Origin of the sequence: Paenibacillus dendritiformis (assembly GCF_945605565.1) — a bacterium.
Lineage (GTDB): Bacteria > Bacillota > Bacilli > Paenibacillales > Paenibacillaceae > Paenibacillus_B > Paenibacillus_B dendritiformis_A.
In genome coordinates this window covers 998,561-1,023,577 of the sequence record NZ_OX216966.1, presented here as the reverse complement: position 1 = coordinate 1,023,577, position 25,017 = coordinate 998,561, and the positions used below count along the sequence as shown (strand labels likewise).

General features: G+C 55.5%; 18 protein-coding genes. 7 read left to right on the top strand and 11 right to left on the bottom strand.

Going from position 1 to position 25,017, the window contains the following annotated elements:
* Positions 1-42 precede the first annotated feature (42 nt).
* Both NNL35_RS04540 and NNL35_RS04535 read left to right on the top strand, forming a co-directional pair.
* On the top strand, positions 43-1,629 hold the full coding sequence (locus tag NNL35_RS04540; RefSeq protein ID WP_006678422.1) for an FAD-dependent oxidoreductase: 1,587 nt from the start codon (positions 43-45) through the stop codon (positions 1,627-1,629).
* Positions 1,630-2,082: 453 nt separating this feature from the next.
* Positions 2,083-3,012: a sigma-70 family RNA polymerase sigma factor gene (locus NNL35_RS04535; RefSeq protein ID WP_006678423.1), complete on the top strand. Its 930-nt coding sequence runs from the start codon at positions 2,083-2,085 to the stop codon at positions 3,010-3,012.
* A gap of 180 nt (positions 3,013-3,192) precedes the next feature.
* Here the strand turns inward: NNL35_RS04535 and NNL35_RS04530 are convergent, their stop codons facing one another.
* From NNL35_RS04530 to NNL35_RS04505, 6 genes are all read right to left on the bottom strand, one after another.
* Complete coding sequence (locus NNL35_RS04530) at positions 3,193-4,671, bottom strand: extracellular solute-binding protein (RefSeq protein ID WP_040732837.1); 1,479 nt, start codon at positions 4,669-4,671, stop codon at positions 3,193-3,195.
* Between the two features lie 65 nt (positions 4,672-4,736).
* Positions 4,737-5,657, bottom strand: a complete 921-nt coding sequence (locus NNL35_RS04525) for a carbohydrate ABC transporter permease (RefSeq protein ID WP_006678425.1) — start codon at positions 5,655-5,657, stop codon at positions 4,737-4,739.
* An 82-nt stretch (positions 5,658-5,739) separates the two neighbouring features.
* Positions 5,740-6,702, bottom strand: coding sequence for an ABC transporter permease (locus NNL35_RS04520; protein ID WP_006678426.1), 963 nt, complete (start codon positions 6,700-6,702; stop codon positions 5,740-5,742).
* Between the two features lie 175 nt (positions 6,703-6,877).
* A complete protein-coding gene (locus NNL35_RS04515) occupies positions 6,878-8,503 on the bottom strand; it encodes a helix-turn-helix domain-containing protein (RefSeq protein ID WP_006678428.1) in 1,626 nt (541 codons plus the stop codon).
* Between the two features lie 72 nt (positions 8,504-8,575).
* Entirely contained in the window at positions 8,576-10,483 is a 1,908-nt protein-coding gene (locus NNL35_RS04510; RefSeq protein WP_254552987.1) for a cache domain-containing sensor histidine kinase, read from the bottom strand.
* On the bottom strand, positions 10,377-11,960 hold the full coding sequence (locus NNL35_RS04505) for an extracellular solute-binding protein (protein WP_238535405.1): 1,584 nt from the start codon (positions 11,958-11,960) through the stop codon (positions 10,377-10,379). The genes NNL35_RS04510 and NNL35_RS04505 overlap by 107 nt, the downstream gene beginning before the upstream one ends.
* 360 nt (positions 11,961-12,320) lie before the next feature.
* Here NNL35_RS04505 and NNL35_RS04500 point away from each other — a divergent pair, with 360 nt between their 5' ends.
* On the top strand, positions 12,321-13,352 hold the full coding sequence (locus tag NNL35_RS04500; protein WP_006678431.1) for a LacI family DNA-binding transcriptional regulator: 1,032 nt from the start codon (positions 12,321-12,323) through the stop codon (positions 13,350-13,352).
* A 374-nt stretch (positions 13,353-13,726) separates the two neighbouring features.
* Positions 13,727-14,716, top strand: a complete 990-nt coding sequence (locus NNL35_RS04495) for a glycoside hydrolase family 130 protein (protein WP_006678432.1) — start codon at positions 13,727-13,729, stop codon at positions 14,714-14,716.
* 131 nt (positions 14,717-14,847) lie between these two features.
* Here NNL35_RS04495 and NNL35_RS04490 read toward each other — a convergent pair whose 3' ends face one another.
* The gene (locus NNL35_RS04490; RefSeq protein ID WP_006678433.1) at positions 14,848-15,807 is read right to left on the bottom strand and encodes a D-alanyl-D-alanine carboxypeptidase family protein; all 960 of its coding nucleotides are present in this window, start codon (positions 15,805-15,807) and stop codon (positions 14,848-14,850) included.
* A 684-nt stretch (positions 15,808-16,491) separates the two neighbouring features.
* On the opposite strand from NNL35_RS04490, the gene NNL35_RS04485 reads away from it, so the two are divergent.
* Positions 16,492-17,412, top strand: coding sequence for a transposase (locus NNL35_RS04485; RefSeq protein WP_006679946.1), 921 nt, complete (start codon positions 16,492-16,494; stop codon positions 17,410-17,412).
* A 560-nt stretch (positions 17,413-17,972) separates the two neighbouring features.
* Here the strand turns inward: NNL35_RS04485 and NNL35_RS04480 are convergent.
* The 4 genes from NNL35_RS04480 to NNL35_RS04465 all read right to left on the bottom strand — a co-directional run bounded on the left by NNL35_RS04480 (position 17,973) and on the right by NNL35_RS04465 (position 20,974).
* Positions 17,973-19,136, bottom strand: coding sequence for a sensor histidine kinase (locus NNL35_RS04480; RefSeq protein WP_006679947.1), 1,164 nt, complete (start codon positions 19,134-19,136; stop codon positions 17,973-17,975).
* On the bottom strand, positions 19,117-19,818 hold the full coding sequence (locus NNL35_RS04475) for a response regulator transcription factor (protein WP_006679948.1): 702 nt from the start codon (positions 19,816-19,818) through the stop codon (positions 19,117-19,119). Before NNL35_RS04475 ends, NNL35_RS04480 begins: the two co-directional genes overlap by 20 nt.
* Positions 19,819-20,093: 275 nt before the next feature.
* Positions 20,094-20,747 carry an SGNH/GDSL hydrolase family protein gene (locus tag NNL35_RS04470; protein WP_006679949.1) on the bottom strand — a complete coding sequence of 218 codons (654 nt, stop codon included), beginning with the start codon at positions 20,745-20,747 and terminating at the stop codon, positions 20,094-20,096.
* Positions 20,744-20,974, bottom strand: a complete 231-nt coding sequence (locus tag NNL35_RS04465) for a hypothetical protein (RefSeq protein WP_006679950.1) — start codon at positions 20,972-20,974, stop codon at positions 20,744-20,746. The genes NNL35_RS04470 and NNL35_RS04465 overlap by 4 nt, the downstream gene beginning before the upstream one ends.
* Positions 20,975-21,692: 718 nt before the next feature.
* On the opposite strand from NNL35_RS04465, the gene NNL35_RS04460 reads away from it, so the two are divergent.
* Both NNL35_RS04460 and NNL35_RS04455 read left to right on the top strand, forming a co-directional pair.
* On the top strand, positions 21,693-22,952 hold the full coding sequence (locus NNL35_RS04460; protein ID WP_040734498.1) for a Glu/Leu/Phe/Val family dehydrogenase: 1,260 nt from the start codon (positions 21,693-21,695) through the stop codon (positions 22,950-22,952).
* 250 nt (positions 22,953-23,202) lie between these two features.
* On the top strand, positions 23,203-25,014 hold the full coding sequence (locus NNL35_RS04455; protein WP_006679953.1) for a glycerophosphodiester phosphodiesterase: 1,812 nt from the start codon (positions 23,203-23,205) through the stop codon (positions 25,012-25,014).
* The last annotated feature ends 3 nt before the right edge of the window (positions 25,015-25,017 follow it).

Sequence of the window (25,017 nt, the reverse complement as noted above, 5' to 3'; positions counted from 1 at the left end):
ATAGGCAATGTATGGAAATCAGGACACGAGGGAGGACATCAAATGACACAGCGACAGCTTGAATGGGAAGCCGATCTCGTCATTATCGGCGGCAGCATGGGAGGATGCGCCGCGGCGCTGGCCACCTGCCGCTTGGGCAAGACGGTGCTGCTTACGGAAGAGACCGCCCGAATCGGCGGCCAGTTGACCAGCCAGCTCGTCCCGCCGGACGAGCATCCATGGATTGAGCAATTCGGATGCACGGATACATACCGCCAGTTCCGCCATGCGGTGAGACGGTACTACCGGGATCATTTGCCGCTGAATGCGAAGGCGCGCTCCGACGAACGGCTGAACCCCGGGAACGGCATCGTGAGCCGCCTCTGTCACGATCCGCGCGTCGCGCTGCATGTGCTGGAAGCGATGCTGTTCCCATATGTGCACAGCGGGCGTCTGGTCATCCGCACCGGCTGCCGCCCGATCGGCGCCGAGGTCGAGGGCGACCGCATTCGCGCCGTTACGGTACGGGATGCGCAGGGTGACGAACATGTTTGCACGGGGGCCTATTTTCTCGATGCAACGGAATGCGGCGATCTGCTCGCCCTGTCCGGGACCGAATACGTCACTGGCGCGGAATCGCAGCACGAGACCGGCGAACCGCATGCCGTTCCCGGGCCGGCCGAGCCGCAAAATATGCAAGGCATTACGTACTGCTTCGCCGCCGAGTACGCCGAAGGCGAAGACCATACGATCGAGAAGCCGGAACGCTACGAATTCTGGCGCCAATATCAGCCATCCTTCTGGCCCGATCGCCTGCTGAGCTGGACCGGCGTCCAACCGGCCACCTTGAAGCCTGTGTCCTATTCGCTCTTTCGCGAGCCCGGAGCCTTCCCGCTGTTCCATTACCGCCAGATCACCGATCCGGCCTTGTATGATCCGGCATCCGGGGCCGTTCCGAACCCTGTCACGATCGTGAACTGGCCGGAGAACGACTATTGGCTCGGCTCCATCATCGATGTCAGCGAGGCGGAACGCGAACGCCATCTGCATGAGGCGAAGCAGCTCAGCCTGTCGCTGCTGTACTGGCTGCAGACGGAAGCGCCGCGAAGCGACGGCGGCTCCGGTTATCCGGGCTTGCGGCTTCGCCACGATATCGCGGGCACGGCGGACGGCATGGCGATGTATCCGTACATCCGGGAATCGAGACGCATCCGGGCCGAGTTCACCGTCCTGGAGCAGCATGTATCCACCGAATACCGCGCGGGCCAACCGGCCGAACCGTTCGCGGACTCGGTCGGAATCGGCTGCTACCGCATCGATCTTCATCCTTCGACAGGCGGGAACAATTATATCGACATTTCGTCCTTGCCGTTCCAGATTCCGCTGGGCAGCCTCCTGCCTGTCCGCATGGACAATCTGCTGCCGGCATGCAAGAACATCGGCACCACCCACATCACCAACGGCTGCTACCGCCTGCACCCGGTGGAGTGGAACATCGGGGAAGCGGCCGGCGCGCTGGCGGCGTACGCCCTCGACCACGGGATCGCTCCGCGCGCGGTGCGAAGCGGCCCGGAACATCTGGCGGCCTACCAGCGCCAGCTGCAGCAGCTCGGGGTTGAGCTGCAGTGGCCATCCATCTATCCGGTGTAAGCGGTGCTATCTCATCTCCTTTGCAGGTTCAGGGTCCGCAACGGCTGCTGCTCCTGCCTTGGTCTCCCCGTTCGCGCTTCCGCGTTCGGGGAGATCGCTTGTTTGTGTACACTATTTGCCCTTTACGCTGCTCTCCCCTTCAATCAGGTACTCTTTCCTTCCCGCTACTATCTCCTTCGTTCCCATGCCGCCGTTTTCTAAGCGAAAATGACTGCCCGTCCGTCCCAAAATCGCTTTTGCGGTGTCACAAAATCAAGGGCTCTCTTGTCTAAAGGAATAACGGATAAAAATGAAGGATGGGCGATCATGAGCATAAGTACGGATAGGGAGTGCATGGCGCAAGAGGCGATTATTTTGCGGCAAGGAACAGCCCACCTGACTATGGCCGTCGCACCGTATTCGCTTGCTCTACCCGCCCGGACAATAATAGAATGGAGGAGACTGGAGGGAAACATGGAGACAAAAGGAGACCATTCAACCCGTTCCCGCCCGGACAACCCTGTCGAGGAATTATATGCTTCCTGTCGGGGACTCGCCTTTTCTATCGCATACCGTATGCTTGGCGCCGTCTCGGACGCGGAGGATGTCGTACAAGATGTATTTGCCGACATGGCAGGCAGGGACTTGAGCGAAGTAAGAAATAGGAAGGCGTATATCGCCAAATGGGTGACAAACCGCTGCTTGAATATCTTGCAATCGGCACGGCGCACAAGGGAGGCATACCCCGGCGAATGGTTGCCAGAGCCGCTCGCCGCTTCCGGCGAACAGCCCGACGAATTGGCAGAGCGCGCGGATTCGTTGTCGTATGCCTATTTGGTCATGCTTGAGCGCCTCACCCCCGTCGAGAGGGCCGTGTTCCTGCTGCGGGAAGCGTTCGAATATGACTATGAAGAGATAGCGGACATCGTCGGCAAATCGGTTCCCAATTGCCGCAAAATATTGAGCCGTGCCAAGGAACACGCCCGTACGCCATCCCCCTCCGCTCCCGCCGGAGAGGCGGCGAGGATGAGAAGCGCGCTTGTCACCCGATTCGTAGCGGCCTTCCAACACTATGATGTCGAGGCGCTGCTGGAGCTGCTCGCGGAAGACGCCGTGCTGATTACGGACGGCGGGCCCCATGTTCGCGCAGCCATGCGTCCCCTTACCGGTCAAAGCCGCGTAATGAAGCTGTTGTCCTCTCGGAAGACGTTCGCGGCGATGCGCCATTCGCCGCCAATCATCACCGATGTCAATGGAGAGCCGAACGCGGTGTACCTCGATCAAGGCGCCATCAGAGCGGTATGCTGCTTCATGCTTACGCCGGATCAGGAGCGAATTCTCCAGGTCTATATCATACTGAACCCGGATAAGCTGGACCATCTCGCGCGGAAGCAAGGAAGCTGAATATGACGGGCATAAAAGTCATGTCCAAGCCGGGGAAGAGAACCATGACCGATTGGAGCGCCGCTGCGGGCCAGGTCTTCGCGGCGGCGGGATGGCAGAAGGGATTACGGGCGGGATAGAAAGAGACTGCTGCCGTCAAGCGGCGCAGTCTCGGTCATGTCATTATGGGAACTAAATCATTCAGCGCTTGGAAGCATACCATTCGTTGGCGGCCTTCACCATCGCTTCGCCGCCCTGGGCGTGCCATTCCGCGAGGAATTGATCATAATTGTCCAGCGGCTCCGCCCCGCTGATGAAGTTGATGAATGCATCCTCCTGGAATTTATTCAACCGCTGCAGGTTTTTGGAAATATCCGGAATCGGCGGCGCCGAGCTCATCGGGTCGATAACAATCAGGCCTTCCGCATTTTTCTTGAAGGTGGCGAAATAGTCTTCCACGACCGGATTTTTCTTGAGGCGGGCTTGCCAATACGTCGGATAATTGTTCTCGTCCACGCCCGTCAGGAAGGCGCTCGCATTGCTGCGCTCATCCGCGAACTTCGGCATAATCGGCGTGTACACTCCGTTCTCGAACGTATGATGAACCCCTTCTTCCCCAATGGCGATGCCTTTGAAAATATCCTTATCGAATTTCAGATCCAGCCATTTGATGGCTTCTTCCTTATGCTTCGAAAACTTCGGCACCGCGATATAATAGTTGGTTGTATTGCCGGCCGATCCTACCCGGGCTACGCCCGCTTTGTCTTTCAAGACGGGCATAATCTCCAGCTTCGCCTCCGGGAAGTTTTTGGCCAGGGCGTTCACGAGATTCGGAGCGACCCACCATCCCGGGCTGTACATGGCCGCCTTCCCGCTCGCCATCTTCTCGATGGATTTGTCCGCCGTGTTGATGCCCCATTCCGAGTCGATCAGCCCCTCTTGGTACAGCTTGCTCATGAAGGCCAGGTACTCCTTCATCTCCGGCGCTTCGACGGAATGAATGATTTTGCCGTCCCGTTCCAACCAGGCTGTCGTCAAGCCGAATACGCTGGCGATGTCCGGATTTACGGGAGCTTTGCCGCCCGTCAGCGGGATCACATTCTTCTTCTCCTTGAATGCCTTCAGCACCGTGACGAGCTCGTCAAGATTGGTCGGCACCTTCAGATTCAGCTCATCGAGCCAATCCTTGCGCACGACGAGCGCATACGATGCCGCGCCATTGCCGCCGCCGGTCTCCGGGATGGCATACGTTTTGCCTTCATATTGCGCGCTGACCCACGAATCCGGCCCGATCACCTGCTTCATATTCGTGCCGTACTTCTCGATCAGATCATCGAGCGGCTCCAGCGCTCCGGAAGACACGAGCTGGTAGTATTGCGCGGGTGCCAGCTTCAAAATGTCGTACGACTCCTTGTTCGCCATAAGCAGGTTCAGCTTCTCGTCGGCGTTCTCCGCCGGCAGCATTTCGTATTTGACCGTATAGCCGGTCTTCTCCTTCAAATACTGGGCGACCGGGTCCCCGTTCGGCTCGAACCGATCGAACGGCATCAGCTGGCGGAGCTGCTTGCTGTCTCCTTCCCCGCCTTCTGCGCCTTGACCCGAGTTGGCGCCGCTGCAGCCGATAAGCGACAATGCCGTTATAATCGCCACCACTGAAACCCAAATCCGTTGACGCCGCATGAGCAATCCCCCGTTCTTTTTGATCTTGTGCGCACGCATACGTGCCTAGATGTTCATTCATGCGGTTAACCTTTAACGGAGCCAATTAACACCCCTTTCACGAAGTATTTCTGCAGAAATGGATAGACGAGCAGGATCGGCAAGGTCGCGACCAGAATCGAAGCGGCCTGAATCGCCTGCGGCGTCGAGTTCATGACGGCATCGATATTCGGCACATGCCCTCCATCCTGATAGGTGATGTTGGAGTGAATTAGCAGTTCCTTCAAATAAAGCTGAAGCGGTTTCAAATCCGGAGAATTGATGTAAATCATAGAAGCAAAATAATCGTTCCAGAAGCCGACCGCATAAAAGAGCGCTATCGTGGCGAACACCGGCAAGGACAAAGGAACGGTAATGCGGAACAAGATCGTCAGATTCGATGCTCCGTCCATCTTGGCCGACTCTTCCAGTTCGTCGGGAAGCGATTCGAAGTAATTTTTAATGATTAACATATTGAACACGCTGATCATGCTCGGCAGAAAGAGCACCCATAGCGTATCGATTAAGTTAAGCCGGTGCATAAGCAGATATGTCGGAATAAGACCGCCGCTGAACAGCATCGTGAACACGTACATGAGAATGAAAAACTTCCGTCCGCGCAGCCGCGGCTTGGACAGAGGATAGGCGGCGATCGCCGTCATGACGAGCCCCAGAGCGGTTCCCGCCACCGTGATGATGACGGATACCATGAAGGCGTTCATGAATTTGGAGTCGCTTAATACGTACGCATACGTGCCGAATTGAATATCGACCGGGAACAACGACACCCTTCCCGACACCACGGCCTCTTCACCGCTCAGCGATTTGGCGAGCAGGTTGAGGAACGGGAACAGCGTCGTCCAGGACACGATGGCAAAAAAGAAATAGTTCAGCGCCTGGAAGATGCGCTCTCCCGCCGACATGCGGATCGCCGTCCGCACCCCTTTCGTCTTTCGCCCGGTTTTCATGTCAGGCCTCCTTTCTTCGTCAGTTGTCCCGCTGCGGCTCCCGCTTGGGCTTCGGTTGAACCGTCCGCCAGCGCGGCACGCTCTACCAGATGCCCCGGTTCAGCAGGCGCCGGCTAAGATAATTCCCGCCGACAATCAGAATGAAGCCGACAATGGAATCGAACAGTCCTACCGCGGCCGAGAAGCTGTAATTTTGTTCGCCAAGCCCGGTGCGGTACACATAGGTTCCAATGACATCCGAGACGTTATAGACGACCGGATTGTACATCACGAGAATCTGCTCGGTGCCGGCCTCCAGCATATGGCCGAGCCGCAGGATGAACATCAGCAAAATGACCGGGACCAGACCCGGCAGCGTTATATGCCAGATTTGGCGGAACTTGTTCGCCCCGTCGATTTTGGCTGCCTCGTACAACTGCGGATCGATGGAGCTCAGCGCCGCCAAATAGACGATCGTGCCCCAGCCCGCCTCCTTCCAGCCGGCCGTGCCGACGACCAGCCAGCGAAAGACGCTGTTGTCGAGGAAAAATTTGATCGGCTCCCCGCCGAACCATTCAATCATCCGGTTGACAAGCCCTCCGTTGATGGACAGCAGATCCATGAACATCCCGCTGACGATAACCCAGGACAGGAAGTGAGGCATGTAAATAATCGTCTGCACCGGGCGTTTGAACCACATTTTCGTCAGCTCGTTCAGCAGGATGGCCAGCACGATCGGGAGCGGAAACAGAAGCACGATCTTCATTACCGAGATGATAAGCGTATTCCAGAACACCTGCGCGAACTTCGGCGACTGGAACAGCCGCTCGAAGTGCTGCAAGCCGACCCATGGGCTGTCCGCGATGCCGCTGAAAATGTTGAAATCTTGAAAGGCGATGACGACGCCATACATCGGGGTGTACTTGAACAAGAGCAAAAAAGCGATGCCCGGTAAAAGCGCGATATACAAGTCCCAGTCCTTGCGCACGTCGCTCCCCAGCTTGCGCCAGTAACGCTTCCTCTGCGGACGCGGAGCGGCGGCGGTATCCGCATTTCTTATCTCCATTGGCCTCCCTCCTTTCTTGGGCCCTGTCCCCCGTATCGGCTGTGATATATTTCTGTATTACTAGCGTAAGGGACGGCCGCCATCAGGAAAACGGGAAAGCCATGACTTCTTCTGGTAAATTGATGGCTATGCGCCGGGAGCGCCGCCTTGCCCGTTCCCCCGATGGCATTCTCCTCTATCCCCGCTTCCATTCACTCGGCGTGACTCCCCAATATTTGCGGAACACCTTCGTAAAATAACTGACATCGCGGAAGCCGGCAGCTTGAGCGGCATCATACACCCGCTTCCCTTGAAAGAGCGCCTCCTTGGCCCGCTCCATGCGGCGCTCCAGCACATAGGCGGAGAACGGCTGCTCCATCTCCTGCTTGAACAGCCTGCTCAAGTAAGAGGCGTTAATGAACAGCCGATCCGCAACCCCTTGCAGCGACAGCTCGCCGTGAAGCTCCCGCTCGATCAACTCCTTCACTTCCGCCACGAGCCGATTGCCGCCGCTCCGCCTGACCAGGCAGGATTGCGCGCCGATGCGCCGAATCGCGCTCCGCATCCAACCGCTCCATTCCTGCTTCGTACGAAGCTCCGACGCATGGTGGAACCATGCTGCGTCCTCCTGCATCACCTCATGGAGCGACCACCCCTGCTTGTGCATCCACGTAACGATCCACGACTGCAGCAGCAACATTTGCTCCTTGAGCGCCTCGGCCTGCTCGATGGCGCACACCTCGCCGATCCAGGCCCCCGCCGCCGCTGACGCCTGCTGCTCGTCGCCGATGCTCCATGCGATATCCAATTCGCGCATCCAGCGCTCGCCCTGGACTGCTGCCGCATCCGGCGGCGGAGTGAACCCGCCTTCGCGATACGGGATGACGAGGTCGCCCCCGTGCACGAGCCGTTGGCCCAGCGCGAACATCGCCTCCTTGTATAAGCGGGGCGCATCCTCCAACCCTCCATGCGCAGAGCTGATGCCAGCGCTGGCCGTCAGCTTGAGCGATGTCTTGATATGCTCCAACATCGCGCCCGCCATGGCATGGATAGCGATGACCGCGTCCCCGTCCGCCGTGCCGCCATCGCCGGGAGCATGCCGGAACAGAATGACGATCGGCTTATCGACATCACGGCAGATCAAGGCCGAGCGGGCTCCCATCGAGCGGAGCGTCTCTTCAGCCACCTGGCCGACAGCAAAGTGAATCAACGCGGTATCCTCTCCGAATGCCCGCACCCGCTCAGGGGGCACGGGATCGGGCTCCATCACCATCACCGCATAGCGCTCGTCCGCATTGAGCGTGATGCCCAGCTCCGCCATCCGCAGGCGGAAGGCCTCGGCAGGCAGGCCGCCCTCCAGGCCCAGGCGCAGCGTGCGCTGCTGCAGCGCCGGCAGATGGGCCTGCCATTGCTGGCGCAGCGAGGCATAGTCATGCTTGCGCTGAATCTCCCGGCGGCGTTCCGCGACCGCCTCCGCGACCGCCCGCACAATCGCATCCTGGCCCGCCGGCTTGAGCAAATATTGCTTGACGCCCAGGGCAAGCGCTTCCTGCGCGTACGGAAAGTGATCATGGCCGCTCAAAATAATGGCCTTCACCTCGGCATTCCAGGCCATTGCCTGCCGCGCCAGATCAAGGCCGTTCCCGTCCGGCAGCTGAATATCGACCATTAAAATGTCCGGACGCTTCACCTGCAGCCACCGCTTCCCTTCTTCCGCCGTCGCGGCCGCCGTCACCCCGGTTATGCCGGCCTGCTCCCATGGCATCAACTCCGTCAAGCTGTGGCGAAGCCGCGGTTCATCCTCGATGATTAGCAAATTCATGCTGCTCCCTCCTGTCCTCTTTTTAAAAGTCCAAATCGTAAATTCCAATCCCCACCGTCCTGGCAGCAAGCCTTATCCCGTGCGCAGCGCCGTCTCGTCCGGCGGCGCTCCCAGCGGCAGTACGAGCGTGACGGCCGTGCCCTCTCCAGGAGCGCTGTCAATGCGGATATCGGCTTGCGGGCCGTAATTCAGGCGTATGCGCGCCGCCACGTTCCTTAGCCCGTAGCCCGCGCCCGCATGCCCATCCGGCTGCGCCTGATGCTGATCGGGCTGCTGCAGCACCTCCGACAGCTCCCGCTGCAGCCGCTCCCGTGCCGCATCCGCCATCCCCGCGCCCGAGTCGGTTACCGCGATGACGAGCGCTGGCCGCGCTCCGATGTCCTCCAGCCGCGTCGCAATGCGCAGCATCGCCTCCCGCCCCGATTTCTCCACGCCATGGATAATCGCGTTCTCGACGATCGGCTGCACGAGCAGCTTGACGATGGGCAGCGGCTCCGTCTGCGGATCGATGTCATACTCCACCCGGAATTGATCCATGAACCGCAGCTGCTGAATGCGGATGTACACATGCAGGTGCTCCAGGCTTTCCTTGACGGTGAGCACATCCTTGCCCTTGCTGAGGCTGAGCCGGAAAAAGCGTGACAAATTCAGGACCATCTCCGCGATGTCCTCCGCCTCGGACTGCTGCGCCATCCAATAGATAGAATCCAAGGTGTTGTACAAGAAATGAGGATGAATCTGCGACTGGAGCAGCTTCAATTCCGTATTGGCCAGCCTGAGGCTCTGCTCATAGTGGTCCCGAATGAGATGATGCTGCTTCGAGGCCATTTGATTGAACAAATCCGTCACGATGCCGAATTCGTCCCTCCGATCCGATTCGAGCCGCACATCCAGATTGCCGCCGGTTATCGCCCGCATGCCGCGGGCAAGCTTCCGCAGCGGCGCGGCGATGCCGGTATAGATGCTGAAGGCCATAAGTAAAGCAAGAACGATGCTGAGCGCGATCATGAACACGGCATAATGCTCCAACTGACTGGATTGCGCGAAGATTTCCCTTTTGGGCTGGGCCAGCGTCAGAGTCCAGCCGTAATAAGGCGATACCGCCCGGATGAGCACTTGATCGCGCGCCTCAGCATGCTTAGCGTAGCTGTCAACCGATTCGGGCTGCCGGCCTGTTCCCGCGACCCACTTCCCATCGGCCGTATACAGATGAAGCTCGGACTGGGCCGAGGGCAGAAGGGAGCGGATATATTGCTGCAAGCGCGCTATATTCAGACTAATAATGAGCGCATGCCGTTCCCGGTCCGGATTGTAGATATCCATCGATCGCACCACGGCCAGACTGTCGACGCCGAATACTTGACCGAACGGCTTCCCTCCGCCGATGCGTTCGTCCGGCTGCATGAACACAATGCCCGTCCCCATCCCGTTCAGCGTCTGCCGCAGCCAGATGCGCTCATTCGCGCGGTCGACGGGCAGTACGCCATGCGCCGTAGAGATGACGGCATTGGAATGATCATGATAGACGGCAATCTGGGAGAACATCGGATGGATGGACAGGAAGTCGGAGAACTGGCGCTTCATGCGGGCGAACGACATCACCTCACGCGGCCCCAGTGCGCGATTTCCTTGCTTCAGCGTCGCGATAATCTCCGGATCGGTCGACAGCATGGCCGACAGCTCCTCCACGTTTTGCAGCACGAGCTCGATATTGTCCATCAGCGCGTGCATCGCGCTTTCCGTTCGCGCCGTCGTCTCGGACAGCAGCAATTGCTGCGAGCGCTCATTCGAGAACCAGCCGGTAAGCGTCAGCGGAACGAGAATGAGCACGAAATAAACGGTCAAGCGCCACTGAATGCGTTGGCGGAACCGATTAGAAAGCTCCCGGAGCATGGCTGTCACTTCCTTCCCGTGTATGACCGGATCCATCGCGCGCCGCTTCGCGCCTTGTCTGGTTCCGGCTGTACTGGAACCATGCATTCGCTTCGCGCGTCATCTCTTCTCCGCCTTCGGCCAGCCACTCGGCCGCAAACGCATCGAAATCGTCCAGCGGCCGCTCCCCGAGCACAATCTCAATCAGCCGGTCGTTCTTCTTCGCCAGAAGCGGCGAGTATCGGGTCATCGCTGGGGTCGGAAGCGACCGAAAAGCGCTCGGCATCACATAAGGAGAAATATGCCGAAGGTTATCGTACAAGTGATAGCGCAAGCCAAGCGAATCCAGCCGGCTGCGGATGTAGCCGCTCTCGGGAAGATCGGCCAGATTGGCATACAGGCCACGGTACTGATCCCGGTTATGCACGCCCATGTCCGTCACCCGCCTGCCATCCTTCCATTCCCACACTTCCCCTTCGAAGCCGAACTTCAACGTGTCCCTCCCCTCGCCGGAAATGAAATTCAACAGCTGCAGCACTTCCACCGCGTGCGGGCTCGTGGCCGGAATGACTTGATAGGAACGTACCGTCGGCAGCGCATACGTGCCGGCCCCGCCGGGTCCTTGCGGATACGGAAGCGTGATCCATTCCGCTTGCGGGTCGCGGGCCGCGCTTTTCTCCAGCACGCCGCGGGTGTCATACCATGTGCCGGTGAACATCCCGATTCGTCCGTCAATGACTTGCCGCTCCAGCCCCCGCTGCGTCTGAATCGGGAACAGCGGGTCGGCGAGCCCTTCCGCCACCAGTCCGCGCATGAAGGCGAGGGCGTCTTTCATTTCCGGCAAAATGTTGGAATAGACCAGCTTGCCGTCACGCTCCGTCCACTGATTCAGCTGCACGCCGAAAGCGCCGAACCACGGGGAAGATCGCCCGAAATCCTCAATAAAGCTGGTACCGTATCTATTCCGTATACTGTTGCCGTCCGGATCGAAGGCGGCAAAAGCCCGCATCACACCGACGGTCTCCTCTAACGTCGCGGGCGGCGCAAGACCAAGACGGTCCAGCCAATCTTTGCGGATGTACATCATTTCCAATCCTTTCGCTTCGTTCAGGCTTGGAATGGCATACACTTGGCCGTTGAAGGATACCTGCTCCCACACTTCGGCGGGAATCCGCTCCTTCAACTGCGGAGCATAGCGCTCAATCAAATGATCGAGCGGAGCCAGCATCTGCTTGCGCGCGTAATGCGAGACCCAATTCGGATCGGAAATGCTGATCAGATCAGGCGTATGGCTCGACATCATCATGACTCCGACCCGATCCTCGTACCGGTGCGACGGAGGGATAATGACCTCCACATGGAGCCCCGTCTTGTCTTCGATATACGACAAATACGGGTTATCATTCTCTGTCCAAGGCTCGGGGAACTTAATCCCAAGACTGTTCAGCACGATGGTGACCGAGGGACTCGTTCGATCCCGCTCGGCCTTCATCCAATCCACGTTTGACGGTTGACAGCCGGCGAGCGGCAGCGCTAACGAACAGCATGTCCCGGCTGCCAGGATGGACTTCCATCTTCCGCACATCGGCCTCAACAACATTGAAAGCGTATTCAACATTTTCCTTGCCACCGTTGTCCCCTTATACTCCTGCACTTCTCTCTCTCCTTTCCTGATGTTAAAGTTCGTGACTCCATGCCGCGATATATACAAAAAGGGCCTATCAGTATGCATGTTCTGATAGACCCTTGTCCAAAGCTTATTCTACTCTTCTTCCGCTAACCGTTTCAAGCGGCCGTCCTGCCCGGTCGGGATGATCCATCTTCGACGCTTGCCCACCATCTGCAACTTTACATTTGTCAAAAATGTAAAGTTAAACTATACTAATACTAAACACTTTATAGCACGAAACTAGGATCAACCACCACGAATCGGAGCGATGAACCCATGTCACATAAAACGAAAGTTACTCAGCAGCATATCGCCGACGCCCTGGGCCTGTCCCGGAACACGGTATCCAAAGCCCTCAACAACGACCCCGGTCTGCGTGAAGACACGAAGCGGCGCGTCCTGCAAAAGGCGGTCGAGCTCGGTTATATGAAGATTCATCATGAACTGGCCTCCTCCGAGACTTACGCCGCGGAGAACCGGCTTGTTGCGCTGCTGACCCATTCGGATTATATGGGCAATCCTTATTGGATGTCCTTCCTGAAGGGGCTGAATGCAACGCTGAAGGAAGCAGGCTGCACGTTGACGATGACCATCGTCGATATGGAGGAAGAGCGCCAGCTTCTCCTTCCGGGACTCTTTCACCAGCAGAAGCCGGCGGGAGTCATCACGATCGGGCCGTTCCTCCGCGAATATTACGAGATGATCGCCTCTACCGGAACGGCATCCCTGTTCATCGATACGCATGCCGATTATAAGCCCGGCGATTTGAAATGCGACATTTTGCTGGCCGACAACAAGCACAGCGTCTATAAGCTGACGAGCAAGCTTATCGAGCAAGGCCACCGGAATATCGGCTTCGTGGGAGATATCGGCTCGTGCCTGAGCTACCGTGAGCGCTGGGAAGGCTTCCAGCTCGCCTTAAGGGAGCACGGCATGGAAGCGGATGAGCAATACTGCATCATCAACCGCATGCAGCGCCATTATTACACGGTGACGGAACTGCGGGAAGAATTTCACGCCATGAAGCGGCAACCGACTGCCTTCGTCTGCGAGAACGACGCTATCGCGCTTGAGATGATGACTATTATTCGCCAAGCGGGGCTCAGCATCCCGGGCGATATCGCATTGACCGGCTTCGACAATATCGCGGAATCGATACTGATACAGCCGTCCCTGACGACCGTGCATGTCCCTAAGGAGGAAATGGGCATGCGGGCAGGCGACCAAATCGTATGGAGAATGAAGCATCCGAAGCGGCCGCACGAGATGATCCGGCTCGATGTCGAGATTATGTGGCGGGAGTCGTAAGCCCGCCCTCCCCAGTGACCGGCGCCGGCCTCCTCTTACACTGCATGCTTTCAAATGTAAACTTACATTCATTTTAAAATGTAAGTTAAATCGGATGGTTTTGTAGGATTTTAGATGCAAAATGCACATTATCAACTTGACATTATGCCAAGTCTCGATTACTCTGGAGGTAGGAAAAAGGCGTTTTGTCCTGTGCCACTTTTCGGCACGGCGGCATTCGCCGGCAGCAGGTGGTGACCGCCCAGGTCTATGATGGGTCCTTCCTGCCCAGACTGTAAGGCAAGGGCTGGAGAGCTTCGCCGGCCTGAAGGTGCATGTCTATCCACGCTGTACCATATCATCATGACATTATTTGCAAAGTGAGGAGTCACATCATGAGCCAATTGAAGATTCTCGGTCCGGATATCCCGAACATGCCGTGGGAAGAGCGGCCAGCAGGCCATAAAGAGGTGTTGTGGCGCTATAGCAACAACCCGGTCATCCCGCGTGATTTGCTGCCTAATTCCAACAGTATTTTCAACAGCGCCGTCGTTCCTTTCGAAGGCGGCTTTGCAGGCGTCTTCCGCTGCGATGACAAATGCCGTTACATGCGGCTTCATGCCGGCTTCAGCAAAGACGGCCTGAACTGGGACATCAACCCGGAACCAATCAAGTTCCAATGCGACGATCCGGAGATCGGCAACTTCATCGAAGGCTACGATCCGCGCGTATGCTGGATCGAAGACCGCTTCTATGTTACCTGGTGCAACATTTACCACGGGCCGACAATCGGTGTCGCTTACACGTACGATTTCAAGACATTCCATCAGCTTGAAAATGCATTCTTGCCATACAACCGCAACGGGGTTATGTTCCCGCGCAAAATTAACGGCAAATATGCCATGGTGAGCCGTCCATCCGACACGGGCCATACTCCATTCGGCGATATCTTCTACAGCGAGAGCCCGGATCTGGAGCACTGGGGACATCACCGCCATGTCATGGCGCCAATGGGCGGATGGCAGAGCAAGAAGATTGGCGCAGGCCCAATCCCAATCGAGACAAGCGAAGGCTGGCTGATGATCTACCACGGCGTGCTCAACTCCTGCAACGGCTTTGTGTACGCATTTGGCGCCGCGCTGCTTGACTTGGAGCAACCATGGAAAGTCCTGTACCGCAGCGAGCCATACCTGCTGCAACCATCCACCTTGTACGAATGCGTCGGCGACGTTCCGAACGTTGCATTCCCATGCGCTTCGCTCGTGGATGCCGCTACTGGCCGCATTGCAATTTACTACGGCGCAGCCGATACAGTAACAGCAATTGCCTTCGGTTATGTAGACGAGATCATCGACTTCGTTAAAAACAACTCCCGCGTGGAGTAATCACGAAGCCATAACCAACTGCAACCGCAAAGATGCAATTGAACCTATGGTTCTGCCGCTTTCTTTGTAACCCCTATAACACGCCCCCTGCGCGACGGTGTCCGTCATGCAGGGGGCGTCTATTATTATCCTCAATCCAGTTGACCGAATCCGAAATCAAGCAGCTTGTGCGAGTCCTTCCATACCTTATTGCTTGTGGAATGGAGCACGACGGCAATCAGATGACGACCATCCCGCACCGCCGATGACACGAGACAATACCCCGCCTCATCCGTGAAGCCGGTCTTTATCCCAGTGGCTCCTTCATAATAATATTCACTCCCTTTTTGCAGCAGCTGATTGCGATTGACCAATCCCGACACATCGCCCTGCGCTCCCACCGAGGCAGGGGTCACCTCCGCATACGTCGTGCGGACAATTGCACGGAAATGCTTGTTCTTCATCGCCTCCTGGGCAATAAGCGCCAAATCATACGCCGAGCTGTAATGATCGGGATCGTTCAGACCGTGCGGATTGTTGAAATGAGTATTGCGCAGCCCCAACTCCTCGGCCCGTTCATTCATCAAGCGGATGAACACCTCCATCGCTTCATCAATGCTCATATCCGGATCGCCGCTTGCCTCGCGTCCAATCTGAACCGCGATCGTTCGCGCCGCATCATTGCCGGATGGAAGCATCAGCGCTTCAATCAACTGATACCAGGAAATCTGCTGACCCGGCCACAGCCCGGCCGTGCTCTCCCCCGGCTCCTTAAGAAGAACCTCCTCGCCCACTTCCACCGTCTCATTCCCCTGCTTCCGCTCCAGACCAAGCAGCGCCGTCATCATTTTCGTCGTGCTGGCAGGCGCCTTCCGTTCCTGATCATTCTTGAAAAAGAGCACCTTCCCCGTATCCTGATCAATGACGATCGCCGCCTCTGCTCCCAACTCATAATGCGCGAACAACGGATTATCCGTGTCCGGCCGCAATTCAGTCAGGGCACTCTTCAAAAATTGCTTAACCCCCAAAGCCGCCGGCTGCGCCCAAAACCATACTCCTACGGCCATAACCACTCCCAACAACACCCACCGCTTCTTCTCAACTGCTCTCATGATTTATCTCACCTTCACTCATTATCGTCCTTAGAATAATCCTCATTTTATAGAACCCCGCTTAACATAGTTGTAAGCAATAATGAACAAAACATAAGAAACTATGAAGAAAACATGAAGCCCCCCTCGGCACCCCCTCAAAAGGCAGGCCATTTTTCATGCATACTCGGTCAGGATTACTTTTTCCGCAACTCCCAACCACTCAGGTTGCCCTTGCCCCGCCCATTCGTTGAGGAGTGTGTATGCAACTCTTTATGGCAAATATCCCAGCTGCTCAGGAGACATTTGCAGCTCCTTATAACAAATATCCCAGCCGCTTAGGGGGCCGTTGCAAGTTCCTTATGGCGAATATCCCAGCCGCTCAGGAGGCACTTGCAGCTCCTTATAACAAATATCCCAGCCGCTCAGGAGGCACTTGCAGCTCCTTATAACAAATATCCCAGCCGCTCAGGAGGCACTTGCAGCTCCTTATGCTCAGTGTCCCAATCATTCAGGATACATTTTCCCTTACTCTCCCAACTACTCAGGCAAGGATGGTTAAACGAATGGTTTGACAATACCGATGCTCATTGTAGTTTTAATCCATCATGCCAAGAATTCCCTTGACATGGAAACATATGTTTGGTAGAGTATAAATAAGAACATATGTTTGTTTTTTAGAATGTAAGTTTAGGAGGGACATGGATGAAAGGCTGGACAAACGTGGGTTCGTTGGAGGAGTTGATGGATCGGTTCCCTACAGATGATTCATGTATTCCTGCCCTGTTCGAGCTGAAATGGCCTCATGGCTACCGCTGCCCGACCTGCCATCATATCCGTGCCTATGTCATCCGGACACGTCGCCTCCCATTGTACGAATGCAGCGCTTGCCAGCGCCAGACCTCCCTGACTGCGGGCACGATTCTGGAAGGCAGCAGAACCTCTCTGCGGAAGTGGATAGTTGCGATATGGCTCGTCTCACGTCGGGATGCAGGAATCAATGCGGTGAGACTAAGCTCTATTATTGAAGTCACCTACAAAACGGCATGGGCGATGCTCCATAAAATTCGCACTGCGATTAGCTGTGCTGATGAGCAAGAACAGCTCGAGTATAACGTTCATGGCTTTATCGCCTATTACGGCAGCAGCCGCCAATATTCCTGTTTCGAACTGACGGCACAGGAATATCCCCTTATCGTGGCAGCCTCGCTGGGCCCCGATGATAAGGAGCAGGAGTATAAAATGAAACTGGTCAACCGGCAGCACATGTCCGGCAAGCTGTTGCTTCCTAGGGGGTGCGCTGACTTTACTGAACAACATGTATGTCCCCTGGCCGGCGCAGTTTCTATTATCCGTCAGCGGTTTCGCGTCAAGCACAATAGCCCCCTTTATACGGTATTCCGTCGAGCAAAACGTTGGCTGTGCGATACGTTCCGCGGAATCAGCGGGAAGTACCTGCAGCGATATTTGGATGAATTTTGTTACCGGGAAAATGCAGCCGCCCGCCACGCAACCGGATGGGGCAATTTAGGTGAGATATGCTTTGCCAGGAACGGGGCGAGGGAACGTTATTTGAATCGGACAACCACATTACGGGGCCAATCTCGTTATCTGGCCGCTGCATGAATTGATTCACAAGGAAACGGCAATCATGCTTCCAATCCTTCATAAAGGTTGTTGGCTCTCCAGATCCGAAACTGATTTGAAATCGGTATTTAATATGGGAAATAATTCATGGGATGTAGTATCGTGATTTATTTCGTTTTGCGGTTTTGACATGTTACTGGCTTCTCCATTCTTCCTAAGGAGGCTGCGGTTCTGTTCACGTCTGGCGTCTTGCCAGTTCCTAGCTTCTTGCATCATCAAAATTATATGGCATTCTTTTTCCTATCGTTGAGAGGTATACACACTCGCACATACTCGATTGATACCATCATTTTGCTTTTCCTGGGTGAACTTTCCTTTCTCAAGCGACCTTTTTCTTGAGTGACTTTTCCTGAGCGACGGGGATACCGATCAAAAGAAACGGAACACCGATCACCAGCATGGAGGCGAGTCGTAGAAGCAATTAAGCTAAGGCACAATCAAGCCCTCTCCATCAACACAAGAACAAACGCCTCCAAGTCAATCAAAAACAAAAAAGCAGCACCCGCCGGCACTGCTTTAACCACCTCATTTAGAGTATCTTAGTCAGGTACATTAGTTGCTCCTCCTTGCCCGGACAAGCCGTCTGCTTGGCTCTTATAAGCGGGATCAGGCGGAGCGATTCGCGGAAGCTCGATAGTGAACAGCGTTGCCTGAGGCGAGCTCTCGGCGCGGATAGTTCCGCCGTGAAGCTCGATAATCGTCTTGGCAATTGCAAGGCCGAGTCCGGAACCGCCGGTTTTCACGGATCGTGATTTTTCGACGCGATAGAAGCGGTCGAAGATATGCGGCAAATCTTGGCTCGGGATAGGGTCACCCGCATTTTTGACGATAATCTCCACCTTGTCTTCATCTTGGCGAAGATGAAGCTCCACTACGCTGCCGCTGTATGCATAGTGCATCGCATTGGACAGCAGGTTGTCGAACACGCGCACCAGTTTGTCGGGATCGGCGTTAACCCAGCATTTGTCCGTATTGCTGCTCATTTGAAGGGTCAGTCCGGCCTGCTCCATCGGGTAGCGGTAGTGAACGCACAACTGGCCAGCCATCTCAGACACGTTCATCGGCTTGGTCCGTAAAGTCATGCCGCCGTTCATCCGCGTATATTCGAACAAATCGTTAATCATGACATTCAGCCTCTCGGCCTTCTCATAGGCAATATGAATATAATGCCGAAGCTCCACTTCATCGCGGTAACGGTCCTGCTCGACCAGCCCCAAATAACCGAGAATTGAAGTAAGCGGCGTCCGCAAATCATGGGATACGCTCGTAATCAGTTCGTTCTTCGTCCGTTCCGCCAGCCGTTCTTCCTCAATAGAGGTCTTCAATTGGTAGACCATGATATCAATGTTTTTGGCCAGACGCCCAATCTCGTCATCTGTCGTAATATTGCACCTCTGATCGAAATCCCCATCCGCAATATGCTGCACCGTCTCTGTAATCCGCTCGAGACTGCCGATCAGCTGGCGATTCAGCAGCACATAAAAGAGGATAAAGAGGATGATGCCCGCAATCACCATCGTCGGCACGACGCCCAGCCCAAACGCCAAGAAATTGATGATGCGGTATGTGACAGGCTCCTTCAGCTCCCGTAGCACGCCGGCGGCGAACATGAGCAATACAAGGCTCATAAAGGTAAGAAGCAGGGTCAGCGCAAACCTGAAGAGCAGCTTCCAACGGATACTTTTAGCCCAATGCTTGTTCAATCTTATACCCTACTCCCCATACGGTCTGTATATATTTCTCTCCATGGGCCTCCAGCTTGTCCCGGAGCTTGCTGATATGCACCGCTACTGTATTGTGGGAGCCGTTGAAGCTCTCCTGCCATACCCGTTCGTACAGTTCTTCCGCGCTGTATACTCTTCCTGGATTGCTTGCCATTACATAGAGGATTTCGAATTCCATCGAGGTTAAATGGATAGGCTGCCCGTTCACCCGTACGGAATGCGTCGCCTTGTTAATCTCAAGATCCTGGATGCGAATGACCCCGGCAGGCTCGGAGCCTGCCTGGATATGAGCGTTCAACTGATAAGTGCGGCGAAGAAGCGATTTGACGCGGGCCACCAGCTCCAACGGATTGAACGGCTTCACCATATAATCGTCCGCGCCGGTCATCAGCCCCATAATTTTGTCCATGTCCTCCGCCTTGGCGCTCAGCATAAGGACCGGTATCGCCTGCTTTTCCCGAATCTTCAGGCAGACGGACATCCCGTCCAGCTTCGGCATCATGATATCCAAAATAACCAGATCCACCGGATCCCGCTCCAGCACCGACAAAGCCTCAACCCCGTCATGGGCCTTGAACAGTTGGTAGCCTTCGTTCCGTAAATATATTTCGATTAAATCGGCAATTTCTTTATCGTCATCCACAATTAAAATGCGGGTCACGTTCGAACCTCCTCGCTATATTCGTGAATCTTTCGGCTTTAGCATAACAACATCAGAGGGCTGAATTCAAGCGTACCCGTGATTTGCCACAGCCCAATCGATCTGTTCTTCGCTCCTTGGGAGCTCCGCTGCAGCGGATCACTGAGCAGGTACGCCCGTGGGACCGGCATCGTCAAGGCGGAGCTATGGGGAGCCATCGGTGGGCCTTGCATAAAAAAATCCTGTGTCACGCAAAGGACGACACAGGATGGCGCTTACAGACTCTTATTTATGTCTTATTTTGCCGGAGCGCCTACCGCTTCCAGCCAAGCCTTCGCGATCAGCGCGTGGCCAGCGGGCGTCGGATGAACGCCGTCCGGAGCCCAGAATGGCGATTCGCGGCGGGCGGCCGCCTGCGCGAACAGACCGTCCAGCGGCACATAGTAAGCGCCGTATTCCCGAGCAAGCCCTCGCACGATATGAATTTTCGGATCCAGATCCTCCCGCCATTGCGTTCGATCGGCCGGCACCGGCAGCACGAACGGCTCGACGAGCACGAGCTGCGCTTCCAACTCCTTCAAGGTTCGTTCAATAATATCGCGGTATCCGGACTCGAATTGCTCGGCCGTCGTCTCCTCCTGACGGGTATAGCGCCTCCAGCAATCGTTAATGCCGATGTAAATGCTGACCCATGTCGGCTTCAGCTTCAGGCAGTCTTCCTCCCAGCGCGCCTGCAGATCGCGAACCCGATCCCCGCTGATTCCCCGGTTCAGGAAAGAGACATCGAGCTGCGGGTACATGCTCTGGAACAGACCTGCCGCCATGAAGGCATAGCCTGTGCCCAGATGGGAGGACAATTCCCGCTGACGGCCCGCATCCGTGATGCTGTCGCCTTGAAACAGAACCACATCTCCATCTTGAATCGTTCGCTTCGGTACTGAGCTACTCATCGAATCCCTCCATCGATTGGAATGACCATGTTCCACCGATGATGCCCATGATGGAACCCGCCCGTTCCGTCCTTGGCAATCATCATATATCCTACCTCCCCGTCTGTCCATACAAAAGGATCCACGAAATGTACGAATTCGGGAAAAATCGGTGCCTCCGAACGGCAAGCGGGAGCGGCCTTCCATACGGAAGAGGGCGAGGACGAGCGCCATTCTGCTGTGCTCATTCGTTCGGGACATTTCCTCGATATGTATATAGGCCGTATCCTTCCTGCTTCCTCTCAACAGCTTGGATGGCATCGAATCCGGCGCATTCTGCATACTATATTTTCAAGCCTAATTACTGCGTCAGAGTAAAGCAATGGAGTTCTTGAGGTGCATTCATGTGACAGGCTTACACAAAGGGGTGATAATGCGAATTAAACACCTATAGAAGGAAAGAATGAATAATTCGGACACGGAATAACAAAAAATAATCACCACAATAAAAAAAATCATTTCCATTATAATAGGGCACATTTTAGGATAGAAGAACAGCACTCCGCATTCCGTTATGCCGGTTCGCCGGGTGAAGAGAGGTCCCTCGTTCATTTTCCATAAAACACGAACGTCCTCCTGACAAAGACAAAGCTCAAAATACGAGAACGCGTGCTGTCATTAGGATTGGGCCACGTCAGCTTTCCCTTCCTTACTTCTGCCATCGCTCAAGTGTCCACATCTCGAAGACGAAAAAAGTGCGTATAATTGACAAATATTTTCTATAAAAAGGTTTTATAGCCATAAAAGAATAAATTAATGTAATGAAAATTTACACTAAGCGTCATATAATCTTTAACTATTTTATGAATTTCACAACGTTTGCTATTTCAAAATCCGCACATTCTCAGTATAATGTTTGAAAAGTGTTCCTATAACGCTTGAAAGGATGGGTGATGAGCCTTGGAAATGTTACAACGTGAACAAGCAGAAGTGCTAAACCCGTACGAAATCGTACAAAAGCAAATCGATGCGGCTGCGGCAAAATTACAGTTACCCGAGCATGTTACTGAACTATTGAAAAAACCGAAACGGGTATTATCGGTAAGCTTCCCTGTACGGATGGACGACGGTACGGTACGGATTTTTGACGGATATCGTTCCCAGCACAATGATGCTATCGGACCAACAAAAGGCGGCATCCGATTCCATCCGGACGTGACGCTGGACGAAGTCAAAGCATTATCGATGTGGATGACGTTCAAATGCGGCGTCGTTGGCCTGCCTTACGGCGGGGGCAAGGGCGGCGTCATTTGCGATCCTCGCCAAATGAGCAAAGGGGAAATTGAACGGGTCAGCCGCGCTTTCATGGAAGCCATCTCGGATATTGTAGGACCTGAACGGGACATTCCGGCTCCAGACGTATACACCACGCCGCAGATTATGGGCTGGATGATGGATACCTACAGCAAGCTGCGCGGACATTATACGCCGGGCGTCATTACAGGCAAACCGATTATTATCGGAGGCTCCCAAGGACGGAATGCAGCGACGGCCCAGGGCTGTGTATATACGATTCAATCGGCGCTTCAGGACATCGGCCGGCCGATGGAGAAGGCGACGGTAGCCATTCAAGGCTTCGGCAACGCCGGTCGCATTGCGGCTCGCCTGCTGACCGACCTCGGCGCGACTATCGTAGCCGTAAGCGACTCCCGCGGAGGAATCTACGATCCGAACGGACTCGATCTCGACCGCGTCGAGCAGTTGAAGGACGAAGCGACGATTCTGGACTATGGTCAAGATTTCCACGTTTCGAATGAGAAACTGCTTGAACTGGACGTCGACATCCTCATTCCGGCAGCATTGGAAAATGTCATCACGAAGGAAAATGCCCCTCGTATCAAAGCCCGCATCGTGGCGGAAGCAGCGAATGGCCCGACGACACCGGAGGCGGACGCCATCCTGAATCAAAAAGGCTGCATCGTCATTCCTGATATTTTGGCAAATGCCGGCGGCGTAACCGTATCCTACTTCGAATGGGTACAGAACTTGATGAACTACTACTGGAGCGAAGAGGAAGTCCTCGACAAGCTGCAGACGAATATGGTCAAGTCGTACGAAGCGGTGCGCGACATGGCCAATGAATACAATACGGACCTGCGTACGGCCGCATACATGATCTCGCTTCAACGCGTTACTGAAGCTATGCGAGCTCGCGGCTGGGTGTAATACATCGAACCAGCAATCAAAAGCTATCTTGCAGCATCCAACTGCCGCAGGGTAGCTTTTTTGCTGCAGTCGGGTTATGCTCCTGCGAACAGAGCTCCCGCCCCGTTTCATGGCTCCGCTTCTCCGTTTCTCCGGTCCATTTGGCTCACGGGCGCTATTTTCCTATAATAGGTTATACAGCATGAAGGATGACGCGCCTCAGGCAGCGTCGAATATTGATACATTCTGATCTAAAGGAAACGTGTACATCATGAACACCTTGAACCTACGGACGCGGCGTCCGTTCCAAATGATTCGCGGGGTGCTGCAGGTCTGGAAATACGCCTATCGGCCCTTTCTTCTTTTCGAGCTGTTCTACAAGCTAATGACAATCGGGTTATTCATCCCGTTCGTGTCGATCGTTTTCAACAAAATATTGGAGATCGGCGGCTTCGGGGCCGCCGCCAATCACGATCTGCTGCGCTTCGCCCTGAGCCGGTACGGATTGCTTAGTCTCGTCCTGCTCGCTCCGGTGGCAATGATGCTGATTTATACCGAATTGGCCGTTCTTATTTATATCGCTTATTATGGGATGCAAGGCCAAACGGTCCGGCTGCGCGCCGTCGTGCTCAAAGCATTGTCCCGCCTTCCCGGGCTGTGGCGCATTGGGATATTCGGTCTGGCGCTGTACCTGCTGCTGCTGTTCCCGCTGCTAAATACGGGCTTCGGCTCCTCGCTGCTGCCGAACGTCACGATTCCGAACTTCATTACGGGAGAGCTGATGAAGACCAGCACCGGAACGGCGGCATTTGTCCTGTTTTTCACGATCGTCGCCATTTTGAACCTGCTCTGCATCTATGCGCTGCCCATCCTTGTGTTGGAGGATTCGAACCGGTTCTGGCGCGCCTTCGCGAAGAGCGCCCGCCTGTTCTGGAAGAGCAAATGGTCGATTCTCCGGGCCGTCGGCGAATGGGTGCTCGCGTTCGTGCTGATCGTCGCCGTCTTCATCGCCCTGATCGCCGCGGTGATTGCGGTACTGCCGGAAAGCCTGCCCGAGACGGCTATCGTCACGGTCGGGTTCGTCATCAGCTTCGGGGTCTACGTGATGACGCTCGTCATGACGCCCCTGTTCATCACCGTCGTCACCCGGCTCTATGTCCGCTATGCCGGGAAGAAACACATCTCCCTGCATTCGGGGGAGCTGGATATCACCGAGGGCCATACTCGGGCGGAGAGACGTCTGTTCGCTTCCCAGCATCGCCCGAAGCTGGCCCTGTTCGGCCTGATGATGCTCATTGCAGTCGGCTGGGGCGTAACGGCGCTGCTGACCGACTGGGGCGAGGCGAAGGATGAGTTCGTCATTATCGCCCACCGCGGGAATGTGAATACAGGAGTCGAGAATACACTGGACGCGTTCGAAGGGGCCGTCGAGGCCGGGGCCGATTACATTGAGCTCGATATTTTGCAGACGAAGGATCGGAAGCTGGCCGTCATTCACGACCATAATCTGAAGCGCCTCGCGCGGCACAATGTCAACGTCTATGATCTGACTCTGGCCGAGCTGCAGGACATTCCGCTCTTCCAGAACGGCTACGCCGGACGCGTTCCTTCGCTGGATGAAGTGCTGGATGCGATGAAGGGCCGCATCCGCCTCAACCTCGAGCTGAAGACGCATGGCTATGAGACGCCGGACTATGTCTCCAGCTTCATCGATACGATCCGCCGGCATCAGGCCGAGAATGAGGTTGTCGTGTCCAGTCTCGAGTATGATCTGCTTCAAGAGGTGAAGGAGAAGGCTCCCGAGCTGAAGGTCGGCTACATTATTTACGCCACCTTCGCGCCGCTGAACCGGTTCGACGCCGACTTCTTCGTCGTGGAGGAAGCGTTCGTCACCGCCCGCCTGGTCGCCTCCGCCAAGCTGATCGGCAAGCCGCTCTATGTATGGACGATTAACGACCCGGAACGGGCGGCCCATTTCTATTCGCTCGGGGTCGACGGCATTATTACCGATATCCCGAAGGAAGCGAGAGAAGCTGTCAAGGAGCTCGGGGGGGATCCGGTCTTTTTGCTTGAGCTGGAGTAGCTG